This is a genomic window from Polynucleobacter finlandensis (assembly GCF_018881755.1).
Lineage (GTDB): Bacteria > Pseudomonadota > Gammaproteobacteria > Burkholderiales > Burkholderiaceae > Polynucleobacter > Polynucleobacter finlandensis.
In genome coordinates, this window is the sequence record NZ_JACVPS010000004.1 from 23,138 (window position 1) to 37,902 (window position 14,765).

General features: G+C 44.8%; 11 protein-coding genes. 1 reads left to right on the forward strand and 10 read right to left on the reverse strand.

Translation table 11 applies throughout. From position 1 onward, the window contains the following. Positions 1–7 precede the first annotated feature (7 nt). Positions 8–1,855 (forward strand): polysaccharide biosynthesis protein, encoded by a 1,848-nt coding sequence (locus ICN49_RS03480; RefSeq protein ID WP_255535384.1) that lies wholly within the window; start codon positions 8–10, stop codon positions 1,853–1,855. Positions 1,856–1,982: 127 nt separating this feature from the next. Here ICN49_RS03480 and ICN49_RS03485 read toward each other — a convergent pair whose 3' ends face one another. The 10 genes from ICN49_RS03485 to ICN49_RS03530 form a co-directional block, all read right to left on the reverse strand. After that, entirely contained in the window at positions 1,983–3,194 is a 1,212-nt protein-coding gene (locus ICN49_RS03485) for a glycosyltransferase family 4 protein (RefSeq protein ID WP_216165854.1), read from the reverse strand. A gap of 86 nt (positions 3,195–3,280) precedes the next feature. Beyond that, positions 3,281–4,198, reverse strand: a complete 918-nt coding sequence (locus ICN49_RS03490) for a glycosyltransferase (protein WP_216165856.1) — start codon at positions 4,196–4,198, stop codon at positions 3,281–3,283. 116 nt (positions 4,199–4,314) lie between these two features. After that, the gene (locus ICN49_RS03495; protein ID WP_216165858.1) at positions 4,315–5,301 is read right to left on the reverse strand and encodes a GDP-L-fucose synthase family protein; all 987 of its coding nucleotides are present in this window, start codon (positions 5,299–5,301) and stop codon (positions 4,315–4,317) included. A gap of 51 nt (positions 5,302–5,352) precedes the next feature. Continuing rightward, a complete protein-coding gene (gene gmd / locus ICN49_RS03500; RefSeq protein ID WP_216166188.1) occupies positions 5,353–6,483 on the reverse strand; it encodes a GDP-mannose 4,6-dehydratase in 1,131 nt (376 codons plus the stop codon). Between the two features lie 20 nt (positions 6,484–6,503). After that, positions 6,504–7,454 carry a GDP-mannose 4,6-dehydratase gene (locus tag ICN49_RS03505; protein ID WP_216165860.1) on the reverse strand — a complete coding sequence of 317 codons (951 nt, stop codon included), beginning with the start codon at positions 7,452–7,454 and terminating at the stop codon, positions 6,504–6,506. 17 nt (positions 7,455–7,471) lie between these two features. Then, positions 7,472–8,956, reverse strand: a complete 1,485-nt coding sequence (locus ICN49_RS03510) for a mannose-1-phosphate guanylyltransferase/mannose-6-phosphate isomerase (RefSeq protein ID WP_216165862.1) — start codon at positions 8,954–8,956, stop codon at positions 7,472–7,474. Between the two features lie 213 nt (positions 8,957–9,169). Continuing rightward, a complete protein-coding gene (locus tag ICN49_RS03515) occupies positions 9,170–10,504 on the reverse strand; it encodes an undecaprenyl-phosphate glucose phosphotransferase (protein WP_216165864.1) in 1,335 nt (444 codons plus the stop codon). A gap of 23 nt (positions 10,505–10,527) precedes the next feature. Further along, a complete protein-coding gene (gene galE / locus ICN49_RS03520) occupies positions 10,528–11,538 on the reverse strand; it encodes a UDP-glucose 4-epimerase GalE (RefSeq protein WP_216165865.1) in 1,011 nt (336 codons plus the stop codon). Between the two features lie 81 nt (positions 11,539–11,619). Further along, positions 11,620–12,651 (reverse strand): hypothetical protein, encoded by a 1,032-nt coding sequence (locus ICN49_RS03525; protein ID WP_216165867.1) that lies wholly within the window; start codon positions 12,649–12,651, stop codon positions 11,620–11,622. A 398-nt stretch (positions 12,652–13,049) separates the two neighbouring features. After that, positions 13,050–14,618, reverse strand: a complete 1,569-nt coding sequence (locus ICN49_RS03530) for a glycosyltransferase family protein (protein ID WP_216165869.1) — start codon at positions 14,616–14,618, stop codon at positions 13,050–13,052. Between the last annotated feature and the right edge of the window lie 147 nt (positions 14,619–14,765).

Consider the following 14,765-nt stretch of genomic DNA (forward strand, 5'->3'; position numbering starts at 1 on the left):
AATAGTATTGTTAGTTGATGCTGGCGCTTGTGTTCTGAGCGTATATTTATCATTTTATTTACGCCTTGGGGAATGGGTTACCCTCAGAACTAATAGCGATATATGGAACATCCTTTTAGTCGCAGAAGTCTCAGTTGCTATTTGTCTTCCCATTTTTCTATTCAATGGTCTTTACCGTCAAATTTTCCGTTATTCAGGTTCTTATGCACTGTTAAAATTAGTCCGCGCATTAGTATTTTACTCAGTGCCATTTATGATTATTTTTACATTCATTGGGGTTGAGCGAGTTCCTCGTACTATAGGCATTTTGCAGCCTATTATATTGTTACTCCTAGCTGGAGGTATTAGGGCGATCGCTAGCTTATGGTTAACTAATCCATACCGAAAATATTTAAAAATAACTTCGTTGCCGCATGTTCTTATTTATGGCTCTGGAGATGCGGGTAGGCAGCTAGCTGCCGCTCTATCTCATAGCTATGAAATGAGAGTAGTCGGATTTTTAGATGATGACCCCCTACTCATTGGCAGGGTCTTATCTGGTCTACATATTTATGATCCTAGGAATTTAATAAATATTGCAGCCTCTCTGGATGTCAAGTTAGTGCTATTAGCCATACCATCAGTCGGTCGCGCAAAACGCAATCAAATAATTCAAAATATTAAAGACGCTAAGTTAGCTGTTCAGACCCTGCCTAGTATGAGTGATCTAGCCCATGGGCGAGTAGTTGCAAATGATTTGAGAGCTTTAGATGTAGATGATCTTCTTGGTAGAGATTTAGTATTGCCAAATGTCGAGCTACTGTCTAAAAATACATTTAAAAAAAATATTTTAATAACTGGCGCAGGAGGCTCCATCGGTGGAGAGCTTTGTCGTCAGATTATAGATCTTGAACCGGAAGTGATAATTTTGGTGGACCAGAGTGAATATGCTCTGTATCAAATTCATCAGGAAATGGAAGCTACGATAGTTGCCCTGCAAAACTCCTCCATCACCTTAATTCCAATCCTTGCCTCTGTTACAAATATTGAGCAGATGCATCTTATTATTAGGCGTTGGGACCCTCATATTATTTATCATGCCGCTGCTTATAAACACGTTCCATTAGTTGAGGCTAATGTCATTGAGGGCATTCAAAATAATGTAATTGGAACGCTTGTATTGGCCCAAGCCGCAATTGCTTTAGAGGTTCCCTATTTTATATTGATTAGCACTGATAAAGCTGTTCGCCCAACAAATGTAATGGGGGCTAGCAAACGCTTAGCTGAAATGGTGCTTCAGGCTTTAGCATTTTCTACAACATCAACTCGAACCTTATTCGCGATGGTTCGCTTTGGTAATGTATTGGATTCTTCGGGTTCTGTAGTCCCAAAATTTCGTCAACAAATTAAGAATGGTGGTCCGGTAACGGTTACTGATTTTAGAATGACGCGTTACTTCATGACTATTCCTGAGGCAGCTCAACTAGTAATTCAAGCTGGGGCATTGGCGGCAGGGGGTGATGTATTTCTCTTGGATATGGGACAGCCCGTTAAGATTGTTGACTTAGCCCGACGAATGATTGAGCTTTCTGGGTTCGATGTAACGGACTCTGAAAACCCGCAGGGGGATATTGAAGTGAAAGAAATTGGACTTCGTCCGGGTGAAAAATTATATGAGGAATTACTCATTGAGGGGCACCCAGAAAAAACTTCACACCAACGAATTTTCAAATCAAATGAGGAATTTTTGCCTTGGGAAGATTTGCAGGTCAAGATAGAGCAAATAGTTAACGCCATTAATACTTGCAATCAAAATGAACTTTTAGCGTTACTAAAAGAGGTTGTTTCTGGATATCAACCTAATTCACCCGGGTAAGCCCCATCAAAATAAGTAGCTAATCGAATTTATAACAACCTTAAGCATGTCCACTATTTATCTCAAATAGACTTATTTTATTGCCATCGAGGTGGTGGTCGCCTTAAAGCAACTACTCATGACAAGCTTAATAATTCTCTAATCTTTGGATCTGCTCTATTTGAGCTCTTATGATCTTGCCTACTTTGATATATGAGTGCTCTTCACGCATATAGACAGCAGCATTTACACCCAGTTGATCTCTAAAAGCGCTATCGGATACTATTTTTTGCATATTGTCTGCTGCCACTTCAATATCGGGTTCGGCCCAAAACTGATCTTTTCCATTGGGATAGGCACCCTTGGGTACTGGCACCAGCGTATAGGGAACTAATATCGAGTTGGTAGAATTCATAAACTCAGTATTGCCAGAGTATCCGGTAGCAATAGTAGGCTTGCCTAGATACATCGCTTCAGCTAGCCCCAAGCCAAGGCCTTCGGCTCGATGCAAAGAAATATAGCAATCAGACGAACGGATTAAGCCCCGCATTTCATCTTGGGTGAGATGCCCATCCCGAATTTCAATCCGTGAATCTTGGTCAATTAATGCTTCTAGATTTTTGCTCAATGGCGAATAATGACTGCCATTCATGGTTTTTAGAATGAGTCGCGCAGAATGATCACCTTGAGGAAATGCTCTCTTAAACGCCTTGATGGTGGCTTGGGGATTTTTTCGCTCTGACATCGAGTTGAAATCAAAACTAAAGATAAACGTAAATTCCTTGGGGTTGAGTCCAAAGTACTCCTTATTTAGATACACAGGAGGTAAATCAAATTCCAGCGGAAAAGGAATTTTGACGACTTTCTTGCCGCTTTTTCTCATGGCCTGGGCAATAAATTCGGTGGCTACCCAAATCTCATCGACCAGATGCGTGGCGTACTGCCATGCCGGTGGAAAATTCTCTAGCTCCCAAAACCAATAGCCGATGTTGTACGTCTTGGTCCACTCCGGATAAGTCACCCATATAGGCAGGCGATAGAACATATCGGGATTAACGCAAATGAGATTAATCGGGTACTGGCAACGATCGCGCACATCTGCATCCAATACATCATTTGATTGCTTGCTGGTAATTTTGACCTTAAATTGGCGGACCACTAAAGGGATGAATGCTGCCTTAGCTGCAAAAGCCATGGAGCGCATAGCTTGACCCAAACCCAACTCCCCTTTGGAATAGCCGATAAAGTTCACCCCCAACTCTTGACCTGCTAAGTTTGGCTTAGAGCGCGAAACCATGGAAAAGCCCACATTGGCCAAGCGATAGCCCACAGGCTCGAGCGCCGTTTTGATTTTCTTCAAAAAAGATCGAACCTGAGACTTCATCGTACAGATCGTCTTTTTAAAATCAGTCGCATGGGTACTTTAGTAATCCATTTCATGGGCAGTCAGACCTTTCCTAGCAGCGCCGCTAAAAAGAAGCCCACATTATTTATCATGGTTTGACGATATACCCCACTTTGCTTCAGACCCGCTAAGCGAGGTACTAGGGATAGCTTTCTGGCTTGCGAAAACCGCTCAAAGATCAGCTGATTATCCAGGGTCAATAGATGCTTTATGGGGCCTAATGCGGCAATATGGCGCTCATTCCAATTGGCAAAGCGTCCGCCAAACAGCTTTTTGATTCGCAACCATTGTGACTTTAAGCTGGTATTCATCCCCCACAGGTTATTGGGGTGCTGGCGATACCGAACACTGGGAGTCTGATCAAAGAACACTGGACCCCCCATCCCGGCAACTAACATATAGGTCCACCAATCATGCAGATCAATGTTGACCAGAGGGCCGACTTGTACTAAAAGCTTGCGCGCCGCATCATTAAACACCATCGTATTACCACTGGCGATGTTCTGTACTAATGCATTGGCAAATACCGCTGGCCTTGCATACGGCAGTGATAAGCCTAAAGGGTGATTTTCTTGATCCACATACTGCGTACGAGAGCAATAGAGCGCTGGTACATCGCTGGGCACTGCAGCCAAAAATCGAGCCGCGCGCGCTAATTTATCGTCTAGCCAAATATCATCTTGATCACAGTAAGCATAGGCATCTGCTTTTAAATCGGGATGGTAAACCATCGAGAGAAAATTGCTGGCAAATCCTTGTTGGGGACCTTGCACTTGTTGCACCTTACCCTGACCCACTGTGTTTGCAAAAGCATCCATCATGGCAATAGTCTCATCACTGGACCCATCATCCGACGCTAATATAGTCCAATCGCTATGGGTTTGATTCTCTATCGAATCGAGTTGCTCTTGTAGGTAAGAGGCGCCGTTATAGGTCGCCAATAAAATCGCGATATGCATCTCTTAGATTATTTCTATCGGAGGGTGTATTGCTTGTCGCCTAGAACAAGTAGGTTTCACTCTCCTGCACAGAGATTTGGCAAGGCTCACTGATGCTCTCTGTAATTTAGTCAAATTCACTGGTGAGGCAATTGTGCTCGGTGTAAAAAATCGGCATAGGCGCAAGTCAAGCCCGCTTCTAAATTTACCAAGGGTTTCCAACCCAAGCGATTGAGCTTTCCCGAGTCCATCCACTTGCGGGGAGAGCCATCGGGCTTACTAATATCAAAACGAATCTTGCCTTCGTAGCCCACTGCTTTTACGACCGCATGCGCCAATTCCGCAATCGTCACATCCGATCCATAACCCACATTAATATGGTTTTGCATCGGTAGCGTTTGCTCATCAAAAATGGCTTTGTCTAATTGCATCACAAAAACCGATGCGGCGGCCATATCGTCCACATATAAAAATTCCCGTTTGGGCGTGCCCGTTCCCCAAATCACCACTTCGGGTGCATGGGCTAGCTTGGCTTCATGAAATCTTCTAATCAACGCCGGTATGACATGGCTATTTACAGAGTGATAGTTATCGCCAGGGCCGTAGAGGTTCGTTGGCATGACCGAGCGGTAGTCAATGCCATGCGAGCTTCCATATTGGCGGTTATAGCTTTCACACATTTTGATGCCGGCAATCTTTGCTATCGCATAAGGCTCATTGGTGGGCTCTAACTTACCCATCAGCAGCGCTTCTTCGGTCACGGGCTGGGGTGCCAGTTTAGGATAAATACAGCTGGACCCTAAAAACAAGAGCTTTTTAACTCCATGCATAAATGCTTGATGAATCACATTGTTTTGCACCATCAGATTGTCGTAAATAAACTCTGCTGGAAAGGTATTGTTGGCATAAATACCCCCTACTCGGGCGGCCGCCAAATAGACTTGGTCTGGCTTTTCTATGGCAAAAAAATCCGTCACAGCAGCTTGATTGGTTAAATCCAATTCAGATCGGGTTTTACCAATAATATTGGTAAAACCTTGCGCTCTTAAAGCGCGCTCAATGCTTGAACCCACCATCCCGCGATGGCCGGCAATATAGATCTTTGGGTTGAAGGGATCGGTCACAGGGCTTTGGTCTTATTGATGTTTAATCAATTGATTTTTATTTTGAATGATTTAGTTTTCTTTACCGACCGCTACCGCATAGCCATGATTCTGAAGCAAAGCATGTTGTTTAGCCAGGTCAAGATCGTTGGCAACCATCTCCACAATCATTTGATCTAAAGTAATTTCGGGTACCCAGCCCAGTTTTTCTTTGGCTTTGGTCGGATCACCTAAAAGGGTCTCTACCTCAGTAGGACGATAGTAGCGCGGATCGATTTGCATAATCACATCTCCTACTTTTAAGGCTGGAACCTTATCGCCTTCGATACTGGCAACAATGGCTTTTTCATTTTCAGCCACGCCTTCAAACTGGAGCGTAATACCTAACTGCTGAGCACTACGGGTAATAAATTCACGAACCGTGAACTGCACGCCGGTGGCAATAACAAAATCATCCGGCTGATCTTGCTGGAGCATCAACCATTGCATGCGCACATAGTCTTTAGCATGACCCCAGTCTCGCAAGGCATCGATATTACCCATAAAGAGGCATTTCTCTAGACCTTGAGCAATATTAGCGAGGCCACGGGTGACTTTACGCGTCACAAAGGTTTCACCACGGCGTTTAGATTCATGATTAAAGAGAATGCCATTGCACGCATACATGCCATAGGCTTCACGGTAGTTCACCGTAATCCAATAGGCATACATCTTGGCTACTGCATACGGACTACGCGGATAAAACGGGGTGGTTTCTTTTTGGGGGATTTCTTGCACTAAGCCATAGAGCTCGGAAGTCGAGGCTTGATAAAAACGGGTTTTCTTTTCTAAACCCAAAATACGAATGGCTTCTAACATCCGCAAAGGACCCATGGCATCGACATCGGCCGTGTACTCAGGAGACTCAAACGACACCGCCACATGAGACTGCGCCCCTAGGTTATAAATCTCATCAGGCTGGCACTCTTGAATAATGCGCACTAAGTTACTGGTATCGGTTAAATCACCATAGTGCAAAATCAGATCCGGATGGTTGACGTGGGGATCTTGATACAAATGATCAATTCTGCCGGTATTAAAGGAGGAGGCCCGGCGCTTAATGCCGTGAACGATATAGCCCTTCTCTAACAGGAACTCAGCCAAGTAGGAGCCATCTTGGCCCGTAATGCCGGTGATTAAAGCGACTTTTTGCGTATTTTTCATCATGATTGAATTATATGGACTTAGATGGGTTCGAACATTCTTTCAACGACCTGAGTACCAATCGTTGAAGGTCGCCAACCCAAGGTTTGGCTAATCTTATCAATACAGGCGGTACTCACCAGTAAATCCGTTGGACGCATCAAAGCGGAATCTTGAACCACATAGGCGCGCCAGTCCAAATTGACCTGCTTAAAAGCGGCCTCTACAAAATCCATCAAGGTCATAGTGGTGCCCGTGGCAATCACAAAATCTTGCGGGGTCTCTTGCTGGAGCATGAGCCACATGGCTTCCACATATTCTGGCGCCCAACCCCAATCCCTTGCAATGTCTAAACGGCCCAAGCTTAATTGAGATTGACGACCAGCGGCAATTTCCTTGGCAGCCTGAATGATTTTCTGGGTCACAAAATGCGCGGGGCGCAAAGGGGACTCATGGTTAAACAAAATTCCAGTACAAGCATACAGACCATAGGATTGCTGATAATGCTTGATCAACCAATAGACAGCGCTTTTCGCAATCGCATAGGGGCTTAAGGGGTTGAGCGGTGTGGCTTCATTGGCAATCAATCCAGAGGCACCGCCAAAACACTCGCTTGAACCTGCGTTATATAGGCGCATAGGCTTATTAGATTGCTTCATCGCCTCTAGTAAATAGATGGCGCCCAAAGTTACACTCTGAAATGTTTTTGCAGGGTCTACAAAAGATCGGGCCACTGAAGACTCTCCAGCCAGGTAATAAATTTCATCTGGATTGGTGAGGGTCACAGCCGCAGTGACGCTGCGGCTATCGGCCGATTCCATTGGGATGCACTCCACATCTTTCGCTATCCCCAGCTTAGTGAGATTGCCCGCTAAGGCGGCGTTAGGGTTACGAGAGGTACCTACCACGCGGTAATTTTTCTGTAGCAGCAACCTGGCTAGGTAACTGCCGTCCTGACCGCCTACTCCACAGATGAGTGCTGTTTTTTCCATAAAGTGAAAACTACGCCCTATCGTCCATAAACATCCTCAAAACGCACAATATCGTCTTCGCCCAGATAGCTACCTGACTGCACTTCAATAATTTCTAATGGCTCGGTTCCCGGATTGGCTAAACGATGGGTTTGTCCTTGCGGAATATAGGTACTTTGATTTTCAGTCAAGGTCAGCACTTGCTCCCCATTGGTGATTTCAGCAGTGCCCTTTACCACAATCCAGTGCTCGGCGCGATGGTGATGCATCTGCAAAGACAGACTAGCGCCAGGCTTAACCTGAATCCGCTTGACCTTAAAACGCTCCCCTTCATCCACGCTATCGTACCAACCCCATGGGCGAGAAACTTTGCGATGCAAATGCTTTTCTTTACGCTGGCGCTGCTCTAATTGCCCCACCAGATGCTTGACATTCTGACTCTGAGCGCGGGTAGTCACTAAGACGGCATCGGCCGTTTCAATGATGATCAGATTTTCCACCCCCACCGCGCTCACCAAACGGCTGCTGGCATGGACTAATGAATTTTTAGAGTCACTCATCAAAGTATCGCCATGAATGACATTGCCATCGAGGTCTTGTTTGCCCACTTGCCAAACGGCATCCCAGGCACCTAAGTCATTCCAACCGGCATCAAGCTCGACCATCTCGATAGGAAAATGCGACCCGGGGCATTTCTCAATCACGGCATAGTCAATCGATTCATTGGGAATCTGATTAAAAGTGGCCTTATCAGGACGAACAAAGTGTGCCCCAGTGGAATCGTCCACGCTTTTACCCAAGTAAGCTGCTTGCGTAGCCTCCAAGATGTCAGGGCGATATTCTTTGATAGCAGCCAACCAAACACTGGCTTTGAGAACAAACATGCCGCCGTTCCAAAAGTAGCCACCCTCTTCTAGATATTGCTGGGCAGTTTGCGCATCGGGCTTTTCTACAAAGCGCTCCACCACATATGCGCCTTTGGTCAACTGCGCATCGGTTGATTTTCTTTGTGTGTGGATGTAACCATAGCCCGTCTCGGGGGCGGTGGGCGTAATACCCAAAATCGCAATAGCGCCAGACTGGGCAATGGCTACGCTTTGCTTGAGCGCCTTGGTGAAGGCGGCGTTATCTTGAATCGTTTGGTCTGCTGGAGTCACTACCAAAATGGGATCACTATCGTGATCTTTCGCTTGCTCTTGGGCATACAGCGCAGCCAAGGTCAGTGCAGGAGCGGTATTTCTGCCAGAGGGTTCTAACAATAAATCGGCCTGGATATTTTTTAATTCTCGCAATTGATCTAAAGCCAAAAAGCGATGCTCTTCATTGGTGACCACAATGGTCTTGCCTAAGGTCGTTTGATCACCCCCAATGGAGTTGGCTCGCTCTATTGCCAGTTGGAATAGGCTTTGATTGGAGTCATCACCAGAAAGTACCAAAAATTGCTTGGGGTAAGTAGAGCGGGAAAGGGGCCACAGCCGAGTTCCTGATCCACCACAAAGAATCACTGGTACCACTAAAGCCATATACAGATATCCAATTCCAAATAAGGGTTAATGCAGAACCTAAATGGGGTCTGAGAAAACAACCCAAAACCCCTACAGTTCTAATGATTAGCAGTGATTTTAGCGTAAATCCCCCCCGATAAGCCGATAAAGGGGTTTGCCCTATTGGCACCAATCAATTGATTTATTTATTCGCTTCACTGATTGGCCCATTAATGCCATGAGCATTATGTATTAATACGCATTTTTATGAATGAGGCCACGCCATGGGGTATAAAAAATAATCTTTAAATCCAGCATTAATGACCAATTATCGATATAAAACAAATCATGCTCAATGCGGGTCTGCAAATCGGTATCGCCACGCCAGCCATGGATTTGGGCCCAACCGGTAATGCCGGCTTTGACAAGGTGCTTTTTCATATAGCCAGGAATTTCGTCCTTAAACTGCTCGACAAATTCGGGGCGTTCGGGCCGAGGACCCACAATTGACATATCCCCCTTGAGCACATTAAAAAACTGGGGTAATTCATCCAAGCTCGCTTTTCGGATCCAAGCGCAAAAGCGACTATTGGCCGCTTTTTTGGCTGAATTCCCCCAAATGAGCCCTTCTTTTTCGGTATTTACCGGCATGGTGCGAAATTTCAAGATGTCAAAATGCGCACCATTCCACCCTACCCGCTTTTGCCGATAGAGCACCGGGCCTGGGGAGCTCAATTTGACCATGATGGCCAAAAAGAGAAATACCGGCGAGAGCAAAATAATGAGGAGGAGTGAAATGACAAAATCCTCTGCTGCTTTGAGATAAAGATTAGCGCCATTCATCGGTGTGCCATAGAGGTCCACCATCTCAATTCCCAAGACTTCGGAAACGCCATGGTTAATTAATCGATAAGAAAACCAATCAGGCACAAAGCGTACATTGGCAGTGCTATTTTTCAAGCCCTCCATTAATGCCGGGATCTGATCATGATCGCTCATCCCCAAGGCTAGCCAGATTTCATCTAAAGGCTCTTTAGCCAAATCTTGCAATTGCGCCTCACTTGGCGCCACTAAATATTGAGAAACCCGAAAGCCGGACCAAGGCGATCGCTCAATTCTTTGCTGCAATTCTTTGGCAGTGCTACTAGAGCCAATAATCGCCACATGCTTTAAATTAATACCGCGCGCGCGTAATCGAGCCAAAATCAGATGGACAATGTAACGCGCCATCAGAAGACCAGAGAAGGTATAGATGGCCCACATTAAAATCCAGGCCCTGGAGTAAAAATAATTGGTCTTACTAAAGAGCAGCCAAAAAACAATGAGCACCCACGTTTGAACAACAACAGTGCCAACCGCTTGAATCAGCTTAAAAAAGCCCTCACTTCTCCACGAGCGATATAGCTGACTATTGAGTAAGATGAAAATCAAAGCGCCCATCAAGATGAGTGAGAAGTAGCGCTGACTATCTAGATCGCTCGGCCGCACAATCCGATAGCTATAAAAAGCCAACACTCCCGCAATCACGAATGCCGACACATCGATCAAGCGGGCAATAGTGGCAGGAAGGAGATTGCGTGAGCTCATGAATACACTGGTTGAGGAATCATTTACTTGAACAATGATTGACGCTGTAGTTCAAACTTCCAAGCAGACTCACACATCTCCTTCAAGGTACGTTTAGCCTCCCATTGCAAGATCACTTTAGCCTTATCGGCGCATGCATAATAAATGGGCAAGTCTCCTTGTCTGCGAGGACCTATTTTCATCGGGATAGATTGACCGGTGGCTTTTTCAAAAGTTTGGATCATCTCTAAAACACTATAGGGCTGACCCGTGCCTAAATTGAGGGTATGCAAACCAGCTGATTTTTGTATCAAGCGCAAAGCGGCGACATGCCCCTCTGCCAAATCCATGACGTGGATATAGTCACGCTCACCAGTACCATCCTTGGTGTCGTAATCATTGCCAAATACGGTTAAAAAGGGTCTTTGTTTTGACGCCACCTGATTGATATAAGGCATTAAATTATTGGGCTGATCATTAGGCAGCTCGCCAATGGTGTAGCTTGGGTGAGCGCCAATGGGATTGAAATACCGCAGAGACGCGATTGCCCAACGCTTATCTGAGACAGCTAAATCAGCCAGGATTTCTTCCGCTTGTAATTTAGTGCGCCCATAAGGATTGATTGGACAAGTGGGGTGCACTTCATCATAGGGAAGGTATTGTGGAATACCGTAGACGGTAGCGCTCGAGCTAAAAATAAATTGATAAATACCGTGCTGCTGCATCGCTTGAAGGAGCGTAATGGTTCCGCCCACATTATTATCAAAATACAAGAGTGGATCTGTTGCTGATTGGGCAACTGACTTCAAACCCGCAAAATGCATTACGGCGGCAATAGGGTGTTTTGAAAAAATGGTGGCCAATATTGCGTTATCGCGCACATCACCCTCATAAAAGGGAATTGGCTTAGCACAAAGTAGCTCCAGTTGCCTGGCAACGCTCGCTTGGCTATTACACAGATTATCTAAAATCACGACATCATGCCCATGTTCAAGCAATGAAGCCGCCACGTGACTTCCAATAAAGCCCAGGCCACCAGTAAGTAATATAGACATCCACTCATATTACCCGTAAAACTGAAGTCTATTTTTAAAATGTATAGCCAAGCTATCTCGCATTCTTGACTGATTATATTTTTACTTTAGAGGATTGCTGCGCCCCCTCATGGTGTCAGAGTCTTTATATTCATAACTCAGGAGCAAGGCGACCATCAAGGCGATCAAGTAACACAAGATCTCAATAGCATGCTGATTACTCAGCTCGCCTACCGTATAAAGCATGATCAACCCTAAAGAAAGAAAACTGGCCAGATCTTTAAATAAGCTTTTTGAGCCTAGGCTCAAAAAGACGATGGCGATCAAGGATCCCAGCATCAGGAAAAGGCCAGGGTAACCATAAGCAAGCCCTATTTCCACCCAGGCGCTATGGGTAGAAGGCATATTCTGGCCACTATGAGGGTATTTTTCATAAAGTAGAAATGTAAAGGGGCCTTTGAGTACACCCACACCTAAAGGATTTTCTGGCATGAAAATCTGCAATCCTGCTACACCCCAGGCTATACGCTCGTAGTTATTAATATTGACTGTTTGACCAGAAGCATTCTTGGGGTAACCCATTTCCTGGGGATTTTGCCACTGAGGGTATTTTTCTACCTGAACAGCGACCTGAGCATCTTCCCACACAGAGAACCAGCCCCGATTATGTTGAGCATGCTCTGCTCCAAGCCAAGTAAGCGTAGTCACAAGCCCGATGACAACAAAAATTAATATAGCCCGTCCTTTGCTGGCAATACCGCCAAAACGAGGCACCTTAAAGACATCCCACATTAACTTAAAACATAAGATCGATAGCAGGATCACTGCTAGGGCAATGCCATTGCGCGTATCCAGAATAAATACGTAGCCATATAAGACGGCGGCAACTGCCACAAGACAGAAGAGGCCAACAAATACCGCTAGCAACCACTGCTCACGCCGGACAGTATCTGCTAAGGCGCCACACAGACCTGCAATCAATATCGTGCCGGCCAAAACCCCGCTGATTTTTCCATAAAAGATGTAATTGAAATAATCGGGCGCAAAAAGACTGCTTGCTGCCATTGCCTTAGGGATGTACTGATAAAAAAGATACCCGAAGCTAGCTACCATACCCAACCAAAGTAGACTCATTGCATGGGGCCTCTTTTGAAGAGCCAAACCCGTTGCCAACCCTAGCATTACTGCCAACCCACCTCTCAACCAGGTACTAGTTAATTCATGGAACTGAAGGCCAGGAAAACGGGAGAAAAATACATAATGGGTGATCACCCAACAAAACATGAGGCCCAATAAAATCAGAGGCATCCAAAATTTAAGGGGAATTTTTTCATGATAGTTTTTGAGAAATTGATAGATATATTTTATTGATATCAGGGCGCCGATTCCGAGCAGAGTATTTCGTAAGGCAATCGTACCCTTAACAGCCCAGATACCCAGAAGCACACTGCTGATAAAAATTAATATCCACCCCAAGACGTCCCTCTTGGCATCTTTATCGTTAACATTCAAAAACTTTAGCATTTGCAGATTCAATTAGCACAAACCTTTGGCGCATAAATTAACAATTCTTGTATATGGGGCATGAAATACTCTTCCTCAGGAACGCTCAAATGCTCATAAAGAACAAATCCCTCCGGTGGAATCCTATTGGCATATTCCCCTTGACCTGCAGAGTCAAGAATGACAAACCTTACACCTTTAGAGATTGCTGAACCAGAATCAATATCTGCCCTCAATGCAGCTATGTTTACACCAGCTCCAAAAGGAGCTATTTGCAATTGAGGGATAGGACTAATCACCTTAAATAAGGAATTACGCGTGTTGTTAATCTGATAATCAATCGAGCATGGTTTTTGTTGTAACTCAGTAAGTGTACGCACAATAGTTTGATAATAATGCGCCATCTGAGGGCTCCAGCGCTGACCGCGAAGCACTTCTGGTGTAGGTATTGCCTGGGCATTAATCACCGTGTACCAAGTGGGGTAAAAATAATTACCTCGATTTCCATAAGTTGCCGTCAAGCCCATCCACAAGGTAAAGAAAATAAAAAAGGTTTTTAGCTTTCCAGTTGATTGCAAAAAAGCAAAGAGCACAATGATTCCTACCGAACTCCCCGTAGCGATTCTGAATGTTTCTGCCAGATGTAGAGAGCTAGAGACTAACAGCAGACTTGCTAAAGCAATCTTGGCAACGCCTGGCGTGACATAGTCTTTTCGTTTCCCCAATAGTGCCAATATAAAAATCCATAAACTACTGAGCAAGATGAGACTTGTCAAAATCCAACGCACATCTCCATGCCGGTAGCCAGTATAAATTTCTTTAAAAAGCGCCTGGAATGGAAAGCTTTTAATATAACTAAAAGTCGTATTAGCGTAAATTGCGGGAAGATCGATGGAGAGATTAACCCAATAATCCAATAAATGATTGCTAGCAAGGTAGCTAAAGAAAATTCCGATAGGTAATGAAAGGCCTAGAGCAGTGATCAATAAAGAGAGGATTGTTTTTTTGTATTCCCTGCCTTGAATCAGATCATAAGAAAAAGACAGCAAGATCAACAACATAACTGCTAGCGCTAGGCCCTCCCTTGCCAGAATGGCTAATCCAAAAGCCAAGCCCGCTAAAAATAACTTTAACAACGTTATTTTCTTGAACTGTGACTGCCAACTTTGCGTCGCCAAAACATAAATCCCGCACATCAAAAATGGGAAGGCGATGTAATTTGACCAAGGGTACATGGCCAAAGGGTGAAACAAAACCAGCGTGATCAGCACATACAGAGCTATCGTTTTACTCTTAAGAATATGTAGTGCGCTAGCGTAAACCAGCAATATGCCAATGGCATAACAAATACTCGTAATGACAATAATGGAAAGCATGTTCTTCCCAATGCCGAAGGCAAGCGCCTGCAGAATTGTTGTCAAAATACCATACTGAATAAAGATATCTTTATAGGGAGCCTGGCCCTCATACAGATCTTTGGCATTGCTGAGCATTAAACCCCAATGGTGCGGATCAATGTCGTAAGCACCCTGCCAGACAGAAAAAAGCACCACAATAATGGGGCTAAGAATCAAAAATAGGCGTGAGTACTTTTCCATTTAGCTCAAGCGGCGCCTTGAGTGAGATCTGGATCCACTGCAAAAAATGACGGGTAATATTTTGGTCACCGCTTTCTTTTTATCGCTTGTTTACTCTTGATTTACTCTTTAAATAGTTAATATAAATTTTATAGTCTTTCTCATTGA

Bases quoted from the DNA above. Each gene is read 5' to 3' on its own strand.
- galE (WP_216165865.1), bottom strand. From the start codon at position 11,538: ATGTCTATATTACTTACTGGTGGCCTGGGCTTTATTGGAAGTCACGTG.
- ICN49_RS03525 (WP_216165867.1), bottom strand. From the start codon at position 12,651: ATGAGTCTACTTTGGTTGGGTATGGTAGCTAGCTTCGGGTATCTTTTT.
- ICN49_RS03515 (WP_216165864.1), bottom strand. From the start codon at position 10,504: ATGAGCTCACGCAATCTCCTTCCTGCCACTATTGCCCGCTTGATCGAT.
- ICN49_RS03530 (WP_216165869.1), bottom strand. From the start codon at position 14,618: ATGGAAAAGTACTCACGCCTATTTTTGATTCTTAGCCCCATTATTGTG.
- ICN49_RS03510 (WP_216165862.1), bottom strand. From the start codon at position 8,956: ATGGCTTTAGTGGTACCAGTGATTCTTTGTGGTGGATCAGGAACTCGG.
- ICN49_RS03505 (WP_216165860.1), bottom strand. From the start codon at position 7,454: ATGGAAAAAACAGCACTCATCTGTGGAGTAGGCGGTCAGGACGGCAGT.
- gmd (WP_216166188.1), bottom strand. From the start codon at position 6,483: ATGAAAAATACGCAAAAAGTCGCTTTAATCACCGGCATTACGGGCCAA.
- ICN49_RS03490 (WP_216165856.1), bottom strand. From the start codon at position 4,198: ATGCATATCGCGATTTTATTGGCGACCTATAACGGCGCCTCTTACCTA.